Origin of the sequence: Streptomyces sp. NPDC020780 (genome assembly GCF_044334475.1) — a bacterium.
Lineage (GTDB): Bacteria > Actinomycetota > Actinomycetes > Streptomycetales > Streptomycetaceae > Streptomyces.
Genome location: NZ_JBIRTB010000011.1, coordinates 211,525 through 234,029 on the forward strand (window position 1 = coordinate 211,525; position 22,505 = coordinate 234,029).

The 22,505-nt window shown below is 70.9% G+C and carries 14 protein-coding genes, 1 pseudogene and 1 CRISPR repeat array; of the genes and pseudogenes, 12 read left to right on the top strand and 3 right to left on the bottom strand.

The window, feature by feature from the left end; all coding sequences use genetic code 11:
- Window positions 1-85 precede the first annotated feature (85 nt).
- Both ACH4VO_RS22730 and ACH4VO_RS22735 read right to left on the bottom strand, forming a co-directional pair.
- Entirely contained in the window at window positions 86-2,950 is a 2,865-nt protein-coding gene (locus ACH4VO_RS22730; RefSeq protein ID WP_360995335.1) for a CRISPR-associated endonuclease Cas3'', read from the bottom strand.
- A gap of 172 nt (window positions 2,951-3,122) precedes the next feature.
- A CRISPR array of direct repeats spans window positions 3,123-4,737; the repeat unit is 29 nt; unit sequence GTGCTCTCCGCGCGAGCGGAGGTGAACCG.
- An 87-nt stretch (window positions 4,738-4,824) separates the two neighbouring features.
- On the bottom strand, window positions 4,825-5,091 hold the full coding sequence (locus ACH4VO_RS22735; RefSeq protein ID WP_360995332.1) for a hypothetical protein: 267 nt from the start codon (window positions 5,089-5,091) through the stop codon (window positions 4,825-4,827).
- Window positions 5,092-5,328: 237 nt separating this feature from the next.
- Between ACH4VO_RS22735 and ACH4VO_RS22740 the strand changes: the two genes are divergently transcribed.
- Window positions 5,329-6,948 (top strand): M4 family metallopeptidase, encoded by a 1,620-nt coding sequence (locus tag ACH4VO_RS22740; protein ID WP_360995329.1) that lies wholly within the window; start codon window positions 5,329-5,331, stop codon window positions 6,946-6,948.
- 189 nt (window positions 6,949-7,137) lie between these two features.
- Here ACH4VO_RS22740 and ACH4VO_RS22745 read toward each other — a convergent pair whose 3' ends face one another.
- Window positions 7,138-7,995 carry a family 16 glycosylhydrolase gene (locus ACH4VO_RS22745; RefSeq protein WP_398441249.1) on the bottom strand — a complete coding sequence of 286 codons (858 nt, stop codon included), beginning with the start codon at window positions 7,993-7,995 and terminating at the stop codon, window positions 7,138-7,140.
- A gap of 404 nt (window positions 7,996-8,399) precedes the next feature.
- Here ACH4VO_RS22745 and ACH4VO_RS22750 point away from each other — a divergent pair, with 404 nt between their 5' ends.
- The 11 genes and pseudogenes from ACH4VO_RS22750 (at window position 8,400) to fxsT (ending at window position 22,450) form a co-directional block, all read left to right on the top strand.
- Window positions 8,400-9,002 (top strand): hypothetical protein, encoded by a 603-nt coding sequence (locus ACH4VO_RS22750; protein WP_360995323.1) that lies wholly within the window; start codon window positions 8,400-8,402, stop codon window positions 9,000-9,002.
- A gap of 529 nt (window positions 9,003-9,531) precedes the next feature.
- Window positions 9,532-9,777 (top strand): hypothetical protein, encoded by a 246-nt coding sequence (locus tag ACH4VO_RS22755; RefSeq protein ID WP_360995320.1) that lies wholly within the window; start codon window positions 9,532-9,534, stop codon window positions 9,775-9,777.
- Window positions 9,778-9,779: 2 nt separating this feature from the next.
- Window positions 9,780-9,968, top strand: a pseudogene (locus ACH4VO_RS22760) (Clp protease N-terminal domain-containing protein); the annotation flags it as partial.
- 186 nt (window positions 9,969-10,154) lie between these two features.
- Complete coding sequence (locus tag ACH4VO_RS22765) at window positions 10,155-10,325, top strand: Clp protease N-terminal domain-containing protein (RefSeq protein ID WP_360995430.1); 171 nt, start codon at window positions 10,155-10,157, stop codon at window positions 10,323-10,325.
- A gap of 332 nt (window positions 10,326-10,657) precedes the next feature.
- Complete coding sequence (locus ACH4VO_RS22770) at window positions 10,658-11,944, top strand: cytochrome P450 (protein ID WP_360995317.1); 1,287 nt, start codon at window positions 10,658-10,660, stop codon at window positions 11,942-11,944.
- Window positions 11,941-13,167: a cytochrome P450 gene (locus ACH4VO_RS22775; RefSeq protein WP_398441254.1), complete on the top strand. Its 1,227-nt coding sequence runs from the start codon at window positions 11,941-11,943 to the stop codon at window positions 13,165-13,167. Before ACH4VO_RS22770 ends, ACH4VO_RS22775 begins: the two co-directional genes overlap by 4 nt.
- An 82-nt stretch (window positions 13,168-13,249) precedes the next feature.
- The gene (locus ACH4VO_RS22780; RefSeq protein WP_360995314.1) at window positions 13,250-14,074 is read left to right on the top strand and encodes an ATP-grasp domain-containing protein; all 825 of its coding nucleotides are present in this window, start codon (window positions 13,250-13,252) and stop codon (window positions 14,072-14,074) included.
- Window positions 14,075-14,387: 313 nt separating this feature from the next.
- Window positions 14,388-15,395 (top strand): LacI family DNA-binding transcriptional regulator, encoded by a 1,008-nt coding sequence (locus ACH4VO_RS22785; RefSeq protein ID WP_360995311.1) that lies wholly within the window; start codon window positions 14,388-14,390, stop codon window positions 15,393-15,395.
- A 181-nt stretch (window positions 15,396-15,576) separates the two neighbouring features.
- Window positions 15,577-17,070, top strand: coding sequence for a hypothetical protein (locus tag ACH4VO_RS22790; protein WP_360995308.1), 1,494 nt, complete (start codon window positions 15,577-15,579; stop codon window positions 17,068-17,070).
- Window positions 17,067-18,116 carry a MoxR family ATPase gene (locus tag ACH4VO_RS22795; protein WP_360995305.1) on the top strand — a complete coding sequence of 350 codons (1,050 nt, stop codon included), beginning with the start codon at window positions 17,067-17,069 and terminating at the stop codon, window positions 18,114-18,116. The genes ACH4VO_RS22790 and ACH4VO_RS22795 overlap by 4 nt, the downstream gene beginning before the upstream one ends.
- Entirely contained in the window at window positions 18,116-22,450 is a 4,335-nt protein-coding gene (gene fxsT / locus ACH4VO_RS22800) for an FxSxx-COOH system tetratricopeptide repeat protein (RefSeq protein WP_360995301.1), read from the top strand. Before ACH4VO_RS22795 ends, fxsT begins: the two co-directional genes overlap by 1 nt.
- Window positions 22,451-22,505: the final 55 nt, after the last annotated feature.

The following is a 22,505-nucleotide window of genomic DNA, read 5'->3' on the forward strand; positions in this document are numbered from 1 at the left end:
AGGCGACTACGTGCCACCCCGGTTGCGGAAGGCCGCATCCGAAACGTAGTGGAAACGCGAAGGGTAAGTGATCTAAACGTGAAGATCACTGAGCTTCTAGGCCGACATCTGATATGGAGACCGTGTAACGCCCATGGGAGCACGCCCAAACCCCGTCCCCCGCAGGGCTCATACGCAGTACAACGAGGTCGCGGAGGGAGGGATGCGTCCCCCAGTTCTCCGGCACCGTTCCGCCTGGGTCGGCGCCGCGCAGCCACCGCCCCGGCACCGGCGCCACCCGTCGCGCGACGCCTGCCAGTTCCGCCGCCCGGAGGCCGTGCCGGCCTCCGGCAGGGCCCGGGACATCGCCTGCGGGATCGAGTGTTGCCTTCCCGTCGGCCTGTGCGTACAGACAGAGCACCCTTCCCGTGTCGGCACCCAGACGCGTCGTCAGCAACTCCTCGGTCACTCCCGCGTCCCGGGCCGACAGCTTGCTGAGATCGCCCTTCACGTCCGCCGGGGCGCAGATGCTCGTCCAGGCCGCAAGATGCCGCTCAGCCGCCTCACCCGCCAGTCGCTCCTCGTCCAGCCGCGCCAGCTCCTCACGGGCCGCACCCTCCAGCCGGTCGACGAACTCCTCCTCGTACACCTCATCGACCAACCGCTGCACTGCATCAGGCACCGCGATGCCGCCCAGGGCGCACTGGTCAATCGCCTGTGACGTGCGCACCAGCAGTCCCGCGTCGTAGACGGTGCCCCAGGAGCGGGGGACGGATCCGTCGGGCGCGGCCAGAGGATCGAGGACCACCAGCTCCGGCGCGTCCTCCGTCGCCGCCCACGCCGGCCGGCCGAGAGGCCCCCGTGGGTGCCGCCGCCCGCGCCCGGCACGCTGCAACAACTGCGCCAGTGGAGCCAGATCGCTCACCACCAGGTCGAAGTCGAAGTCCAGGGACTGCTCCACCACCTGAGTTGCCACCAGGACCGAGCCGGGACGCACCGAAACGGTCTCCTCGCCCGGCTTCCCGTACGCGGCCTCGCACTCGGCCGTGATCGCCGTTCGTACGTCCGCCGGGTAGCGGGAGTGCAACAGCCGCACCCCACCGGGGCGTGCCGCAAGCTCAGGAAAGGCCGCACGCACATCCCGGTAGGTCTGCTGGGCCTCGGCCACCGTCGTGCAGCACACCAGCGCCGTACCGCCCTCGGCGGCCACGGGAGCCAGCACCTTCCGCAGCGCAGCACGCCGGCCGCCCTTCCGTACCGGCGCCCCAGCCGGCTCCGAGGCGTCCCACTCCACCGGACGACGGGTCACCTTCAACGTCCGGGCACGGTTGCTCGCCGTACCCCGCGCGGCCGACACCTCACCGGAGACGCCGCTCGCGAACAGCCAGCCCGGATACCGCGGAACCACACCCGACGGCTCACGGAACCCCGCCCCATGCCGGTAGGCGTCCACCAGCGACCCGGCCGAACGACCCGTCAGCGTGGCCGACAACAGCACCACCGGGGCACCCATCGCACCCAGCCACTCCAGCAGCCGCACCAGAAGCTGGTGCATCCACGGCCCGTACGCGTGCGCCTCGTCGACCACGAACACCTTGTCCGATAACCCGAACAGGCGCAGCGCGTTGTACCGCACAGGCAGCACCGCGCTCAAAGCCTGATCGATGGTGCCCACACCCAGCGGGGCGAGCAGCCCACGTTTCGCACCCCGCAACCACCCGTCAGCCTCAACCGCCGTGCCCTTGGCCGCACTCACGGACCCCGCGCCGGCCGAAGCATCGAACACAGCCGCCTTGTCCCCATTGTTCGGGGCACTCAGCCACGCCATCGAGTGAAGCAGCATCAATGCCCGCTCCCCGGACAGCGCTCTCGCGGCGAATGCCTCCACTCGCGGCAACATCGCGTCCGCCGTTCCCATCGTCGGCAGCGCGAAGTACACCCCGCGGGCCCCCGCCGCCCGCCCCAGCAACGAGGCCGCGAACAAAGCAGCCTCCGTCTTCCCGTCACCCGTCGGAGCCGTCACCAACACCAGCCCGGGGCCGCGCTCACCGACCATCGCAGGAAGATGCTCGGCGAGATCCTGCTGCAAACTGTTCGGAGCGAACGGGAACATCTCACCGAACTCCCCGGTGGAGAACCGGGCCCGGCCCAGCCGCGCCGCCCGCACCAACGCCGGAGCTGCCCTCACGGCAGCATGCCAGTGGGCATCAACCTCCTCGGCGGTCCCCGACCAGCCAGGAGCAGGGATCCGCGACTCGATCGCAGATGTCTGACTCGCCAGCCAGTCCGCCACCACAACCAACCCGGACACCACCACGGCCAACCCTGGAGGCAGGCCACCCCGAGGAACCGCAAACGCACCCATGGCCCGCCGCAACTCCTCGAAATGCTTCCGCCGCTGGTCGGCCCAGCCATGCGTCCCGAGACCAGGGTTGTAGTCACCGGCCCGCGCCGCCTTCTTGGCCGTCAGCACCTCGCCGAAGAGGCCGTGATGGCCGCCCAGCAACTGCGCCACCTGATGACTCACAGACTTGTGAAGCAGGCGCTCGCCGCCCGGATAACCGGCTTCCTCGAAGAGCTGGTAAAGAGCCCAGTGAGAGGCGATCTCGTGGCGAAAGCCCTTCTCACCCTCGGCCCCCGGTGCGTTGACGTAGGCAGGGTCGTCACGAATTGGCCTGTAGCAGTCGGGGACTTGTGCCTGGAACGGGGGAGTGATCTTGCCGACGTCATGCAGCCCGGCCCAGAACGAGACCACCGTGCGCGCCTCCACCACACTCAGGCCGAGCGCATCCGCAACAACTGCCTTGGACTCGTCACTCAGAACGACATCCCACAGCTCCTGGAACACCGCGCCCGTATCGAGGAGGTGGCATATCACCGGATATGGCCGCGGCAGCCCGTTCTCCTTCCCCCACAGCCGAACATCCAGAACGCAGTCCCCTGAGGCCCCCGCCCCGTCGCCCTTCATCATGGCCCCAGGGATAGCACCTGCCACTGACAACGGCCCCAAATCGTGCTGGCATCGTGCTGGCATGAAGGACGAGCCGTACACTCGCTGCGCGACGACAACGAATCGAGATGCATGCGCGACGACGTTGGGCAAAGAACGGGCAAAGCGCTCAGATAGTGCCAGGTCGCGAAGGGTGCTCTCCGCGCGAGCGGAGGTGAACCGTCTCTTCTGATCGGCGGTGCCCTCGGAATGTTGTGCTCTCCGCGCGAGCGGAGGTGAACCGGCCCCGACCTCGTCCGGATCAACGCCGACGAAGTGCTCTCCGCGCGAGCGGAGGTGAACCGCTCGGGCCCGGGTTCTCGCCTTTGTTCATGCGGTGCTCTCCGCGCGAGCGGAGGTGAACCGCCCCGCGGTCGGTGACGTGAGCGACACCGGCCGTGCTCTCCGCGCGAGCGGAGGTGAACCGTGGAACTGTCTGAGCCTAGGTCAGGAGCCGCGGTGCTCTCCGCGCGAGCGGAGGTGAACCGGAGGGCTCCGCCGGGGTCTCTCGCATCGCCAAGTGCTCTCCGCGCGAGCGGAGGTGAACCGGAGGCGATCAGCCCAGTCGAGGCTGAGAGCTGGTGCTCTCCGCGCGAGCGGAGGTGAACCGACGGAGGCGAAGGCATGACCGTCAGCCTCTTCGTGCTCTCCGCGCGAGCGGAGGTGAACCGCCGTCCCCTACCTGCAAGGGGCGCTCCCCATGGTGCTCTCCGCGCGAGCGGAGGTGAACCGCCCCACCTCCCCCCGTGGCTCGGCCTCGCCGGGTGCTCTCCGCGCGAGCGGAGGTGAACCGACCGTGTCCGCCGTGACGTTCAACGGGGGCGAGTGCTCTCCGCGCGAGCGGAGGTGAACCGGCGACGCGATCAGGGTCCACCGGCGGGGGCGCGTGCTCTCCGCGCGAGCGGAGGTGAACCGCACGCCGCCGGATACGCCTGGCACCCCGACCGGTGCTCTCCGCGCGAGCGGAGGTGAACCGGCCCCGGGGCGGGAATCCCGGGGCCTTCAGTCGTGCTCTCCGCGCGAGCGGAGGTGAACCGTTCCCAACGATGGTGATTGCGCTCATGGTGCCGTGCTCTCCGCGCGAGCGGAGGTGAACCGTCCCGGGTCCCGGCACTCCCGCAGCCCCCGCGGTGCTCTCCGCGCGAGCGGAGGTGAACCGCGGTCGGGCGGGCCGTGCTGGGTCTACCGCGAGTGCTCTCCGCGCGAGCGGAGGTGAACCGGCCCGTCACGGTGAGCGGGGTGGGGGTGTTCGGTGCTCTCCGCGCGAGCGGAGGTGAACCGCCCGACTCCACATGCAGTCCCCCTGGACCCTCGTGCTCTCGGCGCGAGCGGAGGTGAACCGGTGAGCACGGCCTGCTCGACGAGGAACTGGTCGTGCTCTCCGCGCGAGCGGAGGTGAACCGCGGAATGGCGCTTGCAGATTGTTCGGTTTCTGGTGCTCTCCGCGCGAGCGGAGGTGAACCGTTCACGAACGCGGGCGCGGCGGCCGGCGGATTGTGCTCTCCGCGCGAGCGGAGGTGAACCGTCAGTCCATGGGCCGTCCAGGGACTCCGCCCAGTGCTCTCCGCGCGAGCGGAGGTGAACCGTATCCGGGCAGGCCCGCGCGGGCGACCGTCTTGTGCTCTCCGCGCGAGCGGAGGTGAACCGGCCCGGACCGAGGTCCTGTGGTCGAACCGCGTGTGCTCTCCGCGCGAGCGGAGGTGAACCGCGCGTCACGGCCGGGCAGGCGGTGGGCTCGTGGTGCTCTCCGCGCGCGCGGAGGCGAACCGGTTGCCCCACCTCTGGGTTCGGACCCCGCCGCCGCATCCTGCCGCTCGGCCGACACGCTGCCACTCCGGGCGGCGTGTGCCGTCTTGTCAGGTGAGCGGAGTCAGCTTCCGCGCCGTACTGCAGTGCTCGGCCCGCCCGTGCCGCCACAGCTGGACCGCCGTCAGCGTGAGGAGCGCGGCGAACACCACGAGGAAGACGCCCGCGATGACCGTCTGCCGGCCACCGGCCGCCGACTCGTCGAAGGAGAGCAGGGCGAGGGCGGACAGCAGCATCCCCGCCGCGTACACCGAGCGGACGCGCCTCAACTGCCGTACCGCACGGGGAGCAAGAGCAACACGCTTCACGAGAGCCATGCTGCCCGTGTACCCCGTACGGGCGCGGTGAGACGTCTGGATCAAGAGAAGACTCGCATCTCCGGCCAGTTGCCCGAAGGGCGGTCAGCTCGTCGCATAGCGGATGGAGTTGACCGCCCTTCGGACAACTCATGGTCAAATTCTTGTTGCAGGACTGTCAAAACGGCTTGTTCGCTGGCACGCTCTCAGCCGCACCACCTCCCTCCACAATCCCCCTGTTCCAGCCAAGGAGCCCGCGTGTCACGCAAGCAGTCCTCGCAGCGCCGTACCCCGCTCCGTGCCGCCGCCCTGATCGCCTCGGCGGCCGTGGTCGTCGTCGGAGTCCAGACCGGATCGGCCAACGCCGACGCGCAGCGCGAGGCTGGGGCCACCGCCGTCGCGTTCACCGGCAGCCAGCGCGCCGCCGCCGTCCAGGAGGCCCAGGCCGCCGCTGCCGGCACTGCCGAGGCCATCGGCCTGTCCAGCCAGGAGGAGCTGGTCGTCCGGGACGTCGTCAAGGACGCCGACGGCACGGTCCACACCCGCTACGAGCGCAACTACAAGGGCCTTCCGGTCCTCGGCGGCGACCTCGTCGTGCACCAGAAGAGGAACAACGGCGCCCGCTCCACCACCAAGGCGACCGACGCGCGGATATCCGTGCCGACCACGACCCCTGCCGTCGCCGCCACCACCGCCAACCGGTCGGCCGTCGCCGCCTCGCAGGCCAAGGCCCCGGCGGCCTCCTCGGCCCGCAAGGTGATCTGGGCCGCGACCGGCAAGCCCACCCTCGCCTGGGAGACCGTCGTCACCGGCGCCCAGGCCGACGGCACGCCGAGCGAGCTGCACGTCATCACCGACGCGGCCACCGGTAAGCAGCTCTACTCCTACGAGGCCATCGAAACCGGCACCGGCAACGCCATGTACAGCGGTCAGGTCACCCTCGGCACCAGCGGTACCGGCTCCTTCACGCTGACGGACGCCAGCCGCGGCGGCCACAAGACGTACGACCTCAACGGCGCCACCTCCGGCACCGGCACGCTCTTCACCAACAGCACCGACATCTGGGGCGACGGCACCTCGGGCAACCGCGCGTCGGCGGCCGCCGACGCCCACTACGGCGCCGCGCTCACCTGGGACTTCTACAAGAACGAGCTCGGCCGCAACGGCATCCGCGGCGACGGCGTCGGCGCGTACTCGCGCGTCCACTACGGCAACGCGTACGTCAACGCCTTCTGGTCCGACACCTGCTTCTGCATGACCTACGGGGACGGCGCGAACAACGTCAAGCCGCTCACCTCGATCGACGTGGCCGCCCACGAGATGTCCCACGGCCTGACGGCCTCCACCGCCAACCTGCGCTACAGCCGGGAGTCGGGCGGCCTCAACGAAGCCACCTCGGACATCTTCGGCACCTCGGTCGAGTTCTACGCCAACAACTCCTCGGACGTCGGCGACTACCTCATCGGCGAGAAGATCGACATCAACGGCAACGGCGCGCCACTCCGTTACATGGACAAGCCCAGCAAGGACGGCAGCTCCGCCGACTACTGGTCCAAGAGCCTCGCCAACCTCGACGTCCACTACTCCTCGGGTCCGGCGAACCACTTCTTCTACCTGCTCTCCGAGGGCAGCGGCGCCAAGAGCGTCAACGGGGTCAGCTACAACTCGCCCACCTACGACGGTGCCGCCGTCACCGGCATCGGCAACGTCAAGGCGTACAAGATCTGGTACAAGGCCCTTTCCACCTACATGACATCCTCCACCAGCTACGCCGGAGCCCGCACCGCCACCCTCCAGGCGGCGACGGACCTCTACGGCGCGGGCAGCGCCGAGTACAAGGCGGTCGCGGCCACCTGGACGGCGGTCAACGTGAAGTAACAGCCGTACGTGTCGCAGGGGCCGCGCGGTGGTGGGTCGCCGCGTGGCCCCTGCGCGTCGTCGCGCCGACAGCGGACCCGCGGCTCAGGTCGTGGGGCTCGTCCTGGGGGTCCACCGCGCGCAGAGCCTCAGGAGACTTCCGCCTCGTGGCGGGATCGGAGGGCGAGGGTGTCGCGACGCAGGTGGAGATCACGCGCGGCCTTCGCCGTAGAGGCGCACATAGTCGACCGTCATCGACGCGGGGGACGGCGTCGAGGCGTCGGGAGGGCCGGGCCAGTCGCCTCCGACGGCGACGTTGAGCAGCAGGTGCATGTCCTGCTCGAAGACCCAGTCGCTCGGTGCGGGCAGCTCCGAAGGCGTCAAGGTGAAGTACGGCTCTCCGTCGACTGACCAGGTGATACGGCGTGGCTGCTTGTCGACGGCGTAGGTGTGAAACGCCTGTGACGCGTCGGCCGGGAGGTCGGTGGTGCCACCAAGGCCGTTCTCGTTGAAGTAGGTCGGCCCGTGCGCGGTGCCGTAGACCGTCCGCGGTTCTTCGCCGACCACCTCGCAGATGTCGATCTCCCCCTGTCCGGGCCATTCGACCCCGTTGTCGCCCAGCATCCAGATCGCGGGCAGTAGTCCGGTGCCGGTGGGCATCTTCGCGCGGACCTCCACGCGCCCATGGGTGAGCGCCACCTTTCCCTCGGTCGTCAGCCGGGCCGACGTCCAGGGACAGAAAGCCTGCGTGAAGCACGGCAGTTCAGAACCGTCGGGGGCCGGACGGGCGGAGATCACCAAGTGCCCCGCACCGTCGAGTGCGGAGTTGGCCGCCTCGTCCGTGTAGTACTGGAGCTCGTTGTTGCCCCATCCCTCGGCATCCCGGTTGCCCGTCTCGGTGTTCCAGAACCTCTCCGAGGGTCGGACGCCCGCCGCTCCGTCGAACTCCGCCTGCCAGAACGGTGCTTCGCGGGCCGAGGCAGAGCGCGGTTCGGCCGGAACCGAACCGCATCCGCCCAGCAGCCCGACCAGCACCGGCACGAGCGCCACGCGAGCACGTCGGTTCAACACGCTGCTCCTGAAAGGGGTAAGGGTAGGGAAGCCGCACCGTTGAGCACGGTCCGCGGTCCCCAGGTGTGGGGCGCGAGGCACCAGGGCGAACTCGAGGCGATGCCCAGGACACGAACCCTACAAAACGGCGGCTCGCGGAGGCACGGGGGGCTCTCGGCAGGCACAGGAGTGCCGACACATCCGCCGACCGGGCTGCCGCGCCGGGCCTCGACCGCCCGCGAGACCGAACGCACCCCGCCTCATCTCCGGACGTGTCCCACGGGGTCCGGTCGCCGGTCCGGTCCCGGGGCGGGGCCGGCGGGTGGATTGAAGCCGTTCCGGGCAGGGAAGCCACCAGTATGGCCAGGCGACAGAGGACCCCGGTCTCCGGCAGAAACCGAGTCCGCCCTCCTCGGCGACGTGTGCCGGCACGTGACGTCGACGGGGCGGTCGGCCGGTGGACGACGACGGCGACCGCCACGCTCACCCTCCTGGCGCTCGTAGCAGGCGTGGTGGGGCAGTTCCTGGGCGTGTGGAAAGAATTGCTGGAACAATTCGGGGACTCGAAGCCGTCCCGGCCCCATGCCTCCGACTCGCCGCCCACCACGGCGGGTCCGTCCACCGGTTCCCCGTCCCACTGCGGCCGTTCGAGCAAGGACGTCATGCTCCGCCTGGAGGGGAGGCCGAACCGTTCGGCAGCGACCGTGGTCGCCACGGTGTCCTGTGTCCTCGCGCCCGGTGACCATCTCGTCTGGGTGGTGCGGAAGGTCACCGGTCCCGCCGCCGCCCCACACACGCGGTACACGCTGCGGGACGACCTGAGCAGCGGCCCGGGCACCTACACCTACGACGCCGTTCTCCGTACGACGCCACCAGGATCCGAGCGGAGTGTTTCCGTACTGCTGATGAACAGCGACACGTACCAGTCGGTGAAAAAGACGACAGACCCCCGGACGGGCTACGTTCTGCTGCCCTCGCCCCCTCCCGTCGTGTCGAACTCCGTGCTCATCACAACGCCGCAGTGAACGCGGAGGCAGCCGAGACGTCGACCCACACGCGGAACCTGGGACGCGGTGCCTGAGCCGGACCCGCCCTACTCCCTCGCTGTCCGAGGACGTCCGCAGCTCCATGGAGCTGACGATCGGCCGTCCCGGCCGCTGCGTTGAGGTGCCTGGGACGACGCCCCGCCCGACGGGACGGTCGCCCCTTCTCCGCGGTGGCCTCCGCCCCGTCGGACTTCAGCGGCGCGCCGCTGACGGGCAGGGCACGGCGTTCATGTGGGCCTGACGCGCCATCAGGTGAGAGGGGGAGAGCGCCCCTCTCGGTGCCGGGTGGGCGGGCGGGACTGTGCCCCGCCCTGGGGGCTGCGGCTGACAGGTTCCGCGCGCCCCACCGCTGTCCTTGCCCGCCGTCCAGCGGCAACGGGACCGCCCGCGACCGGGATCCGCATGCGCGCCCCCGCGTTCGGCCCGCTGCCGGTCCGGGACCGCACCAGGGGTACGACGTGTCAGGATTCCTTGACAGGCGTCACTGTGTCAGGGCATCCTGACATGCATGGGAGCTGAGGACACACCGGCCTCGCTGGCCGGACAAGTCACCGCCAAGGACCCCGCTGTCGGGCTCCAGGCCGTCGTCGCCCTGCGCCGACTCCTGGAAGAACTCGAGCGGATGCACGTCGACAACGCACGCGACCAGGGCTGGTCGTGGCAGAGCATCGCCACCTCGCTGAACGTCAGCAGGCAGTCGGTGCACGAGAAGCATGCGAGCAGGCGCAAAGCCACAGGAAAGACGGAGGAGTAGAGGTGTTCGAGTTCTTCACCGACCGCGCCAGGCAGGCCGTGGTGCAGTCCCAGGACGAGGCGATCGCCCTCGGACATGACTTCATCGGTACGGAGCACATCCTGCTCGGACTGATCGGCACCGGCGGGAGCGCCGCCGCAGATGTGCTGCGCGAGCAGGGGGTCGAGCTGACGCGGGCCCGGGAGGAGACCGTACGGATCCTGGAGGCCGCCGGGATCGTCGCGACCGGTGGACAGCACGCGAAGGACGCCCTGTCTACCATCGGCATCGACGTCGAGGAGATCCAGCGCCGCGCCGACGACGCCTTCGGCCCCGGCGCCTTCCAGTACCCGAGGCCCGCCTACACGCCGCACGCCAAGAAGGCCCTCGAACACACCTTGCACGAGGCACGCGCGCTGGGCCACGAGAAGTTCGGAACCGAACACATCCTGCTGGGCCTACTGGCAGCGGGAGAGGGGCGGGGCCTGGAGGTGCTGGCAGCCCTGGCGGTGGACCCCGCCGGCCTGCGCCGGGCGGTACTCACCAAGGTCGCCGGGGAGGCTCCGTAGCCACGACCCGATGCGGCGCCGCCCGGCCGGAAAGGCCGGGCGGCGCCGCATGTCGTCCTCCTGCGTGTACGGGGTCCCCCGACCACTCCGTATGCCCGAAGCCTGGTCGCGGCCGGAGCGCTGAGCCGGGTTCGTCGGCGGGGCCGCTCCAGCCATCCCGTGCGGCAGCCGCCGCCACCATCCGCGCGGCCGTGTACCCGGACGGGGCGCGGATCTCCGGGCGGGTAACGGAACGGTGATCCTTCCCCAAAGCTTCACCCAACCTCCCTATAGTTGAGACGCGTTGATCGTATGGCCGCAACGCGCGAAGCCGTCTTCCTGGAGCCCGCACGATGCCGACCCCCTCCTTACCCGCCGCGCCCGTGCCCGCGCCCGGTGGTGGCTGCCCCGCGCACCTCGCGACCCGCCCCGTGCCGCTCAGCGGGCCGGAGTTCCACACCGCGCCGCAGGCCCTGTACCGCACCATGCGCCACACCTACGGGCCCGTGGTCCCCGTCGAGCTCCCCGGCGGCTTCCCCGCCTGGCTCGTCGTCGGCTACCGGGAACTCCACCAGGTCACCAGCGACGGCGAGTTGTTCCCGAGGGACGTCGGGCTGTGGAACCAGTGGGAGCACATCCCGGAGGACTGGCCGCTGCTCCCCATGGTCGGACGGCCCATGCCGTCCATCTACTTCACCGCGGGCGCCGAGCACCGGCGCCACTCCCGCATGGTGGTGCCCGCCCTCGAGGGCGCGGACCCCTTCGAGATCCGGGGCCACTGCGAGCAGCTCGCCGACCGGCTCGTCGACGACATGTGCAGCCGGGGCACGGCCGACCTCGTCGCGGACTTCGCGGAGCCGCTGCCCGTCCTCGTCCTCGCCCGCCTCGTGGGCTTCCCCGACGAGGAAGGCGCCGACATCGCCCGGGTCCTGAAGGACCTGGCCGACGGGGGGCCGGGGGCGCAGGAGGCGTACGGGCGGTTCGGCGAGCACATGCGGCGACTGGTGGCCGCCAAGCGGGCCGTGCCCGGGGACGACGTCACCTCGCACATGCTCGCCGATCCGGAACCCTTCACGGACGAGGAGTACGCCCTCGACCTGATGGCCGTCACCGCCGCCGGGCACCTCACCACCGCCGACTGGATCAGCAACTCCCTGCGGCTCATGCTCACCGAGGACGAGTTCGCCGACTCGCTCTCCGGCGGCCGGCGCAGCGTCGGTGACGCCATGAACGAAGTGCTCTGGGAGGAGAGCCCGACCCAGATCCTCGCCGGCCGCTGGGCGGTCCGCGACACCCAGCTCGGCGGGCGCGCGATCCGGGCCGGGGACATGCTCCTGCTGGGACTGGGAGCGGCCAACACCGACCCGTTGGTACGCCAGGACCTGGGGGCCGGCCGTCACGCGAGCAACGGCGCGCACCTGGCGTTCAGCCACGGCGAGTATCGCTGCCCCTTCCCCGCCCAGGAGATCGCCGAGACGATCGCCCGTACCGGAATCGAGGTCCTGCTCGACCGGTTGCCGGACCTCGAACTGTCCGTTCCTGTCGCTGAGTTGGTGCGTCGGCCGTCCGCCTTCCTGCGCGGGATGAACGCGCTGCCCGTCCGGTTCGCCCCCGTACGAACGACAGGAGACCTGCTGTGAACTGCCCGCATGCCGCCCCCGTGGTCATCGACCCCATGGTCCGGGACCTCGACGGTGAGACCGAACAGCTCCGCCGGGCCGAGCCGCTCACCCGCATCGACCTCCTCGGAGTGCCCGCCTGGGCCGTCACCCGGCACGCCGAGGCCAGGCACCTCCTCGTCGACAGCCGGCTGGTGAAGGACCTCGATGCCTGGGGGCTCTGGCGGAGCGGTGACGTGACCCACGACTGGCCGCTGATCGGCATGATCGACGCGGGACGCTCCATGTTCACCGTGGACGGGGAGGAACACCGGCGACTGCGTACAAAGACCTCCCAGGCGCTCACCCCGCGCCGGCTGCAGGCGATCCGCCCGGAGATCGAGAAGTTCACCGAGGAACTGCTGGACGCGCTCGACGAGCAGGGTGCGGACGGCGTCGTCGACCTCAAGGCCGTCTTCGCGCAGCCGCTGCCCATGCGCGTGGTGGGCCTGCTGATGGGCGTGGACCAGACCCTGCACCCCATGCTGACCCGGAAGTACAAGGCGTTCTTCTCCATGCTCACCCCGCAGGAGGAACGGCTGGCACTGCTCGCGGAGCTGGACGTCTTCTACACCGCACTCGTACGGGAGAAGACCGCGCATCCCACGGACGACCTCACCAGCGCCCTGATCCTCGCCGAGGAGGGCGGGGAGCCGCTCACCGAGGAGGAGGTCGTCGGCAACCTCAAGGCCATGGTGGCCGCCGGACACGAGACCACGATCGGGCTCGTCCTCAACGCCGTCCGCGCGCTGCTGACCCACCCCGACCAGTTGAAGAAGGTTCTGGACGGCGAGGTGCCGTGGGAGTCGGTGGTCGAGGAGACGCTGCGCTGGGACACCCCCACCACCCACCTGCTGATGCGTTTCGCCACCGAGGACGTGCAGGTCGGGGATCAGGTGATCGCCGAGGGGGAAGGCGTCGTGATCTCCTACCGGGCCATCGGCAGGGACACCGCCCAGCACGGCGAGGACGCCGACGTCTTCGACGTCACCCGGCCGGCGCCCATCCGGCACATGACCTTCGGCCACGGCCCCCACATCTGCCCCGGAGCCGCCCTGTCACGGGTGGAGGCCGGCATCGCGCTGCCCGCGCTGTTCGGCCGCTTCCCCGGCCTCAAGCTCGCGATACCCGACGAGGAGATCCGCAGGCTGCCGGTGATGACGCAGAACGACATGGAGGCGTTCCCCGTGCTCCTGCACGGCTGAGGCGGTCATGCGGCGGTCGCTGCGGCAGAGTCGCGTGTGCACACCCCGGCGTGCGGGCAACGGCCCCGTACGCTGGGGTGCCATGCGCCCCCTCCTGGCTCTCGCCCCCCACCGCTCCACCACGGCCGGGCTGCTGGCCGGAGCGGCGCGGGAGCGCGGCATGGACGTCGTGGTTCTGCCGCGCCGCGGCGTCCCCGACCGGTTGCGCGAGAGGGGCGGCGCTCACTACTTCGGCGGCCCGCACTTCGCGTCCGGCGTCGTCGGCCCTCTCGGCACAGCCCTGCTGGAGCCGGACGCGGACTGGCTGGACGGCCTGCCCCACACGTTCACGGGGCGCCGCATCGGGAGCGTCTCCCTCTCCGTGGCACGCCGCGCCGACGGCCCGTTCTTCGCGAAGCCTCCCACCGACAAGAGCTTCCCGGCGGCGGTGTACCAGAACGGCAGCGCCCTCCCCGAAGACCGTGCCCTCCCGGCTCCTTCCGGTGATCCGCTGGTCCAGCTCAGCGAAGTGGTCGTCTGGGTCAGGGAATTCCGGCTCTTCCTCCTCGATGGACGGATACGGACCGGCTCGCAGTACGCGACCTTCGGACGGCTGGACGCCGCCCCGCTGAGCGGGCACCGCGACGAGCCCGCCGTCCGGGACTTCGCCCGCCGGTTGTGGGACGCGGCAGGGGAGGACCTGCCCAGTGGGGTCGTCGTGGACATCGGGGTCCTGCGCCGGCCGAGCAGCCCGGACGCCGAGCAGTGGGCGGTCGTCGAGGCCAACATGGCGTGGTTCAGCAACGTGTACGCCGCCGAGCCCGCCCGCGCCCTGGACGTGGTGCTCCGTTCGGCCGGGCCCCGCACGGCGCTGCGCGCGCGGGACACGCGGTTCCGCGGGCCGGCACCCCGGCAACCTTTGCCGTGACGGCGGCGACCACTGCCCGGACCCCGCACTTCCCCCACGGAATGGATCAGGACATGGCAGCGAAGCGCCGGCGTAGCCCGCTCCACCGGCCCCGGGGGGCGACCGGAGCGCCGTGCGAGGGCGGGCCCGACCTCGGTCGAAGCGCTTCGACTGCATGCTCGGTGCCACTCTGGACAGTGCCTGCGGGCGAGTCTAAGGTTCACGATGTCTGTGCATGTCAGAGTGTAAGGGTGTGGGCAACAGGCCCTGTTGAAGCGCTTCACCACTTCACCCACCCTTCCCCCTCCTCCTCTCATCCGTAAGGGAGAGCTGAATGGTCACGCTTGCCGAGGTCGCCCAGCACGCCGGAGTCTCCGCGAGCACGGTGAGCTACGTCCTCAGCGGGAAGCGGTCGATCTCCGCCCCCACCCGGGAACGGGTGGAGCACAGCATCCAGCAACTCGGCTACCACCCCAACGCGGGGGCGCGGGCCCTTGCCAGCAGCCGGTCCAACATCATCGCGCTGATGGTGCCCCTGCGCACCGACATGTACGTGCCGGTGATGATGGAGATCGCCATCGCCGTCGCCACGACCGCCCGAACACACGGCTACGACGTGCTGCTCCTCACCGGCGAGGAGGGTCCCGCGGCCGTACGGCGGATCGCCGGGAGTTCCCTCGCCGACGCGATGATCCTCATGGACGTCGAACTGCACGACGAGCGGCTGCCCCTGCTGCGTGAGTCGGGGCGCACGGCGGTCCTGATCGGTCTGCCCGCCGACCGGACCGGACTGACCTGCGTGGACCTCGACTTCGAGGCGACCGGCGCGCTCTGCGTCGACCATCTCGCGGGCCTCGGACACCGGGAGATCGCGGTGATCGGCGAAGCCGCCGCCGTCTACGAACGGCACACCGGCTTCGCCGAACGAACCGTCGACGGCATCCGCGCCAAGGCGCAGGAGGCGGGCGTCCGGGTCCTGCACCGGCCATGCGAGGGCGGGTACGCGGCGATGGCCGGCACCCTGGCCCGGATCTTCGACGAACGGCCGGGCACCACCGGGTTCGTCGTGCAGAACGAGGCCGCGGTCGAGCCTCTGCTCAACCTGCTGCAGCAGCAGGGGCGTGCGGTTCCGGAGGACGTGTCCGTGGTGGCCGTCTGTCCCGAGCAGGTGGCCACCCAGGCCTCGGTGCGGCTCACCTCCGTGGCCATCCCCGCCCAGGAGATGGGCCGCCGGGCGGTGGAGCAGGTGGTGGCGAAGCTCGCGGGCCGGGGGACGGACGAGGTGGAGTTGCTGGAGCCGGTGTTGACCGTCCGGGCGAGCACAGGCCCGGCTCCGTCCTGACGTGCGCGCGGGGTTTTCCACCCGATGGGGTGAAAACCCCGCAGCGTGACGCACGGGGACCGGGGGCCCAGCGGCGGTATGGAGGCCCGTGGGCCTGGGAATGAAACTGGTTGCCGAAGATCCGGCGTGATAACTTCGCGATCGGTCACGAGGGTGGAACCGACTCGTTGGGGGATGGTCGGTGGTAGCACACGTATCTCAGGGGCCCGGCGAGGGCGACGCGTACCTCATCGGGGTACTCGTCAACGAGTTGTGCGCGCTGCCGTGCGTGCGCGATCCCGACCAGTGCATCCACCTGGTGGCGCTCGTGGGATGGCACCTCGGAGTGGAGATCACCTACCTGCGCAGGACCCCGCGCGTCGACATGCTGGCACTCGTCATGGACGTGATGAAACGCGAACGGGGTCTGGAGGCCCTGGTCCTCGCCGTCGGTGTCGTCGCCGGTCCGGAGGACTCCGCCCGGCTGGCCCGCCTGGTGGGCAGCGGCCTCCCCGGTGAAGAGGTGAGGGAGCCGGACCCCGAATTCGACGACTCCGCGGTCCAGGAGATCCGGCGGTTGCTCGCCGAGGTGCGCGGCGGACACGAATCCCGTCTGTACACGATTCTCAACCACGAACTCGGGGTGGACGTCCCCCACGGGCAGTCGCCGGCCCAGCGCTTCGACTTCCTGTGCGGGGTCAGCGCCCAGGCCGACGGACTGCCCGCGGCCCTGGTGCTGGTCGAGATCCTGGCCCTCGATCAGCAGCCGGCCCTCCGCGAGTCGCTCATGGAGTGGTCCGACCAGTGGGCCCTGGACGCCGGCCCCGAGCTCGTACGGGCTCTCGAGGACCGCAGGCGCGCGCTCGCCGCTCTCCCGAGGAGCGACCCGGAGGTGCCACGCTGCCTGGTCGTGATGGTGGAGCCCGCCGACGACGGATCGGCCGATATCTACGTACGTCATTGGGTCAACGCGGCGCCCGGATACTGGGAACCGATGGCCGGGGACGTGGAGCGCACCACCCTGGACGCCCTGGCGGCTGCGGTGGAGCGGGCCGTCGGCCGGGGCGCGTCACGCTGGGCGGATGTCTCGGAGACGGAGCACGACCCCACGGTCCGAGTCGAGTTCGTGCTGCCGTTCCGCTACCTGAACCACGACATGGCCCGGCTCGAACTGGGTACGCGGAGCCATGTCCCGCTGCCCCTCGCACTTCGCTACCATGTCCACCTGCGGAGCCTCGAACGCATGAGAAGCCGCGACACCGAGGAGCTCGGGCGCTGGCGGGCCCGTTGGGCACAGCTCAGGAAGATCGGCGTGGCGGAGCCCCACCGCTGGCACGGCGAACAGGGCGAGCGGCTGGACCGATGGCGCGCCGACCTCGCCGCCGACCCGCGGCTGACCGCGGTCATACTCGATGTTCCCGCACTGCCCGACCGCGGTCTGGACGCGCTCATCATCGCCATCGAACAAGGAGTGGGCCTTGCGGCGTGGGACCGCAGAACCGACAGCCCCGACCTCTCGGGTGAGGTGCTGACCCTGCTGCTCGCCCATCCGCCGTCGCAACTCCCGTCAAAGGTAAGTCAGTTACGGAAGGAAGCCGAAGGGCTGGGCCGTGACAGTCTCTCCGTCGGCAAGCACATGGCCTTCTTCTGGGACGATCCGTACCGCCTGGTCGACTGTGAGGAGTTGACAGCATGACCGAGCAGGACTCGGCATCGCGCCCCGTCGCGCCGCCCTCGTGGAGGGTGTTCCACGCGACGGGCCGGCCGCCCGCCGGGGAGCCGCCGGAACTTCCGTCGCCGCCTCCGTGGAGAACCTTCTCCGGCGGTCCCGAGCAGCAACCCCCGCCCGACGACGCCCAGTCGGCGCTGCGCCGGCTCGGCGCCGTGCAGGGGGGCGCCCAGCTGCGTGACGAGGAGATCGACGCGGTCAACGCCGCGCTCCTGCTGCGCCGCCCCCTGCTGATCACCGGACCCCCGGGTGTCGGGAAATCCACCTTGGCCTATCTGATCGCCCTGGAACTGGGTCTCGGCCGGGTCCTGCCCTGGAGCATCGTGAGCCGCACCACGCTGCGCGGCGGCCTCTACGAGTACGACGCCATCGGACGGGCGCAGGCCATCGCCGCCTGGCGTGCGGGCGCGGAGAGCGGGACCGACGCCCGGGGCGACGCTCCGGACCTCGGGGACTTCCTGACCCTCGGCCCGCTGGGAACGGCGCTGCTCGCCTACCGGCGGCCCCGGGTCCTGCTGGTCGACGAGCTGGACAAGAGCGATATCGACCTGCCCAACGACCTGCTCCACGTCCTGGAGAACGGCAGTTACGAGATCCCCGAGCTGGTCCGCGCCGGGGAGGGCGACGTGTCGGTCTTCACCGACGACCCGCACGGCCGGGCCGTCATCGGGTCGGGCCGTGTCGAGTGCGCCGAGTTCCCCGTCGTCGTGATCACCAGCAACGGCGAGCGCGAGTTCCCGGCCGCCTTCCGCCGCCGCTGCCTGCCCCTGGAGATGCGGCCGCCCGGCCGGGAACAGCTCGTGTCGATCGTCGTCAGTCATCTGCGGCAGCGCCCCGAAGGCGTCGAGGAGATCGTCGACGACTTCGTCAGGCGCCTGGACGGCGGCGGCACCCAGTCGGTGGACCAGTTGCTGAACGCCGTGCAACTCACCACGGCCCACGGATTCCGGGCCGACGGCGAGGGGCGTAATCTCATTGAGATGCTCCTTCGCGACCTCTCGAAAGGCCGCTGATGAACGGCTTGCCACGGGAACGCGCCCCGGACTCGACGGCAGCGTCGACCCGTGCGGCGACCGGTCGCCCGGCGGACGGCACGAGCTGGCGGGACCTGGGGGACGGTGTCTGGCTCGCGGCGGCGTGGCGGCGGGCCGGCCGCACCTCGCACGGTGAGACCGACCCCGCCGGGGGAGCGTTACCCGAGGAGGGTCCGGAGCCGCCGCCCACCGACCTTCCGCCCCCCGGTGCCGAGCCGTGGTCCCCGGAGACCGTGCCGGCGGGGAGCACGGACACCCTGGACCCGCGCGACCTCGTGCTGCGCGCCGTCGAGGAGGCCAGGGCCGGCCGCCCGGAGGCCGTGCTCCCGCCGTCCCCGCGGCCCTCCCGGCGCACCGCGCCGCTGCGCCTCGCCAGGGCGCTGCGCGGGCTGGGCCGGAGCGTCCCCTCACGCCATCAGCGCCGCCTCGACGAGGAACGCACCGCCGAGCACGGGCTGAGCGACGGCCTGTGGATCCCGTACCTCGAACCGGTCCAGGAGCGGGCCTTCGACCTGATGCTCCTCGTGGACAGCGCACCCACCATGCCCGTATGGGCGGACACCGTCAGCCGGTTGACGGACGAGGCGGTGCGCAGCGGTGCGTTCCGGGACGTCCGGACCGTCGATGTCGCCCTGCCCGGCGGCGCGGCCCCCGTCCTGCGCTGGCCGGGCAATCGGCACGCCCATCCCGCCGAGCTCCTCGACGGCCGGGGGGCCCGGTTGTTCCTCGTCGTCACCGACGGGCTGGCGCCCGGCTGGGCGGACCGAGGGGCCGACGAACTGCTGGGGAGGCTCTCGGCGGCCGGCCCCACGGCGCTCGTCCACCTGCTGCCCCCGTACCTGCGCCACCGGTCCTCCGTGTACCCCTTCCGGGCGCGGCTGGACGCCGGCGGGTTCGGCGCGCTCAACCGGCACTTCCTCTGCCACTCCGTGCACGGGGTACCCGAGGGCGCCCGCGCGCTCACCGGTTCGGGTGACGGTTCCGTGGCCGTGCCGGTGCTCAGCCTGCGCCCCGGCTCGTTCCGGGCCTGGGCCGATCTGGTCACCGGTGAGCGCGGGGTGCGGCGGGCGCTGCCGGTCGTACTCGCCGGAGCGATGGCCAAGGGAGTGTCCACGCCGGGGCTGCGCACCCCCCGGATCGACGGGCCCCGCGCGGCCGCGGACGCCGTACGCAGGTTCGTCGCCCTGGCCAGCCCGCTCGCACGGCAGCTGGCCGTGCTGCTCGCCGTGGCGCCGATGAGCTTCGACGTCATCCAGGAGCTGCGCGACCGCGCCTTCCCCGAGTCGGGTCCCGACCATCTCGCCGAGATCATGATGGGCGGACTCATCGACTGGGAGCGTGACGGCGACGGAGGCCCGGACTTCGCGGACGGGGTACGCGAAGCGCTGCTGGCCACCAGTAACCGCACCCAACTCGCCCGTGCCGTAGGGCTGCTGGCAGAATCACGGGCCGGCCGCACCCAGGGCATCCGGCTGCGCGCCGCGCTCCGCGACCCGGCGCGCGCCGCCCTGCCGGACCGGGCGGGCGGCCAGGCCTGGCTGCGCATCGAACTCGCCGTGCTGCGCGCCCTGGGCGGGCAGCCGTACCGGGCCAGGGCGGCACGTCTGAACACCGTCCTGCTGCACGGCGCGGGTTCGGCGACGTCCGGGACCGGAGATGATAAAGAGGCATTTGACGTGAATGAGAATGCCCCCGCTCTCCGGTCGCATCCGGCCGTCTCCCCAGGAGGATCCGTGTCGTCCACGACACCCGCAGAAGTTGACCAGGATGCCCGGAGGGCCGACCAGAGCATGGAAGTCACAGCACCGGAGCTACGCTTCGTCCGCACCGGCCAGCCGAAGATCATGGGGAACGTCCCACCGAAGAACCCCAACTTCACCGGCCGGGAGAGCCTTCTGGCCGCGGTGGAAAGGCAGTTGCGGGAGGACGAGACCACGGCCGTCCTGCCGCACGCGCTGCACGGCATGGGTGGGGTCGGTAAGTCGCAGATCGCGGTGGAGTACGTCTACCGCCACAGCGGCGAGTTCAACGTCATCTGGTGGATCCCCGCGGAGCAGGAGAACCTGATCCTCGGAGCTCTCGCCGACCTGGCCCGCAGCCTCGGCCTGGAGGTCGGCCCGCAGGCCAACGCCGCCGTCCCGGCCGTCCGCGAGGCACTGCGCACCGGGAAGCCGTTCGACAACTGGCTGCTGGTCTTCGACAACGCGGAGAACATCGAGGCCGTACGCTCCTACTTCCCCAACGGCGGCCCAGGGAAGATCATCGTCACCTCGCGCAACCGCGAGTGGGAACGCGTCGCTACCCCCCTCAGCGTCGACGTCTTCGACCGCGACGAGAGCATCGCGCTCCTGCAGCGCCGCGCCCGCGGCCTCAGCACCGGCGACGCCGACCGCCTCGCCGCGGCGCTCGGTGACCTGCCGCTCGCCGTCGAGCAGGCGGGTGCCTGGCACGCCGCGACCGGGATGCCCGTGGACGAGTACCTCGGCCTGCTGGAGGAGCGGCGGCCCGAGATCCTCGAACTCGACCCGTCCCCCGACTACCCGCTGCCGGTCGCGGCGGTCTGGGACATCTCGCTGAGCCGCCTCTCGCAGGACAACCCCGCCGCACGCCAACTCCTGGAGATCTGCGCCTGCATGGCGCCGGAACCCATCCCGCTCAGCCTCTTCCGGGGCGGCCGCAACGTCGAGATCACCCCCGAACTCGACCCCGTCCTGCGCGACCCGCTGCTGCTCGCCCGCGCCACCCGCGACCTCAGCAAGCTGTCCCTGGTCCGGCTGGACCACAAAAGCGGCACCCTGCAGATGCACCGGCTCATGCAGAACGTCATCGTGGCCAGGATGGACCCCGAGGAGCGGGCCAGGATGACACGGGCGGCCCACCTGCTGCTCACCACGGCCAAGCCCGGCGCCCCCGCCTCCCCGGACCAGTGGCCCGCCTACCAGGCGATCCTGCCCCACGTGATCGCCTCCAAGGCCGTGGAGAGTTCCGACGCCTGGGTCCGGGACCTCGTCTACGACATGGTCATGTTCCTGTACTACTGGGGGGCACATGAGTCGGGTGCGGCCCAGGCCCGGCTGGCGTGGGCCGCGTGGCGCGCCCAGTCCGGGGACGAGGACCTGCATGTCATCAGGATCACCAAACTCCTCGGCTTCTACCTGCGGCTACTCGGGCGCCCCGCTGAGGCGGTCGAGCACAACGAGCGGGCTCTGGCGATCTCGCGCGGCGCGCAGATCCCCGACGAGGAGCTCATCGACTCCATGTGGCAGATGGCCGGCGCCCTGCGGTACCAGGGCGAGTTCCGGCAGGCGAGCGACCTGGCGGAGGAGGCCTATGCCCGCGCCAGTGATCTGTTCGGGCCGGACGATCCCACCACGCTGAGCGCCGCGCACGACTACTGCGTCACCCTGAGGCTGAACGGCCGGTTCGCCACGGCGCGGGAGATCGACGAGGAGACGGCACGGCAGCGCGAACTCCTGTACGGCCCTGCGAGCGGACTCACCCTCAACACCCTCAGCGGACTCGCCATCGACATCCGGGAGGCAGGTGACTACGTCGGCGCCCGTGCGCTCCAGGAGTCGAACTACCTCACCTACGTGACCCACTTCGGCGAGACCAACGCCTCCACCATCCGGGCCGCGCTGAACCTCGCCGTCTGCCGCCGCCGGGCGGGTGTGACCGAGGGCGGCGCCGCCCTGGCCGAGCAGACACTCGAACGCTTCACCACCCGCTACGGCCTCAACAACACCGACGCCCTCGGCGCCGCGATCCACACCATGGTCGAGCGCCGGCTGAACGGCGACCTCGCGGGGTCGAGGGAACTCGGGGAGCAGACGCTGGCCGCGTACCGGAAGGTACTCGGCGAACGCCATCAGTACACTCAGTTCGCCAAGGTGAACCTGGCAGCGACGATGCGGGCCCAGGGGGACATCGACGGGGCCGAGAGCCTGGACACCGGAGCCCTGGCGGACCTGGGCAGCACGCTGGGCGAAACACATGTGGCCACCCTGACCGCGGCCATGTGCCGGGCCAACGACCACTACGCCCGCCTGGACTTCGCCCGGGCGAGGAACGCCGACGCCACGGTCCTTCCGAAGCTGTCCGAGACTGCGGGCGCCGAACACCCCCTGACCCTCGCCTGCACCGCCAACCTCTCGCTGGACCGGCGCGGCCTCGGCGAGTCGGCGGAGGCGGACCGGCTCAACACCCTGGCGGTGGAAGGCCTTGCGCGGGTACTCGGGGACAGCCACCCGTGGCACACCGCGGCCAGGCTGCACCAGCGCATCGAGTGCGACATCACGCCACTGCCGATGTGACGCGGCGGGGGACGGGGTAACAGCCGGCCGGGCCCACCGCACCCGCGGCGGTGGG

What these genes read in the sequence shown, in the direction of transcription:
- ACH4VO_RS22770 (WP_360995317.1), top strand. Translation starts at nt 10,658, where the DNA reads ATGCCGACCCCCTCCTTACCCGCCGCGCCCGTGCCCGCGCCCGGTGGT.
- ACH4VO_RS22735 (WP_360995332.1), bottom strand. Translation starts at nt 5,091, where the DNA reads ATGGCTCTCGTGAAGCGTGTTGCTCTTGCTCCCCGTGCGGTACGGCAG.
- ACH4VO_RS22755 (WP_360995320.1), top strand. Translation starts at nt 9,532, where the DNA reads ATGGGAGCTGAGGACACACCGGCCTCGCTGGCCGGACAAGTCACCGCC.
- ACH4VO_RS22795 (WP_360995305.1), top strand. Translation starts at nt 17,067, where the DNA reads ATGACCGAGCAGGACTCGGCATCGCGCCCCGTCGCGCCGCCCTCGTGG.
- ACH4VO_RS22785 (WP_360995311.1), top strand. Translation starts at nt 14,388, where the DNA reads ATGGTCACGCTTGCCGAGGTCGCCCAGCACGCCGGAGTCTCCGCGAGC.
- ACH4VO_RS22730 (WP_360995335.1), bottom strand. Translation starts at nt 2,950, where the DNA reads ATGATGAAGGGCGACGGGGCGGGGGCCTCAGGGGACTGCGTTCTGGAT.
- ACH4VO_RS22780 (WP_360995314.1), top strand. Translation starts at nt 13,250, where the DNA reads ATGCGCCCCCTCCTGGCTCTCGCCCCCCACCGCTCCACCACGGCCGGG.
- fxsT (WP_360995301.1), top strand. Translation starts at nt 18,116, where the DNA reads ATGAACGGCTTGCCACGGGAACGCGCCCCGGACTCGACGGCAGCGTCG.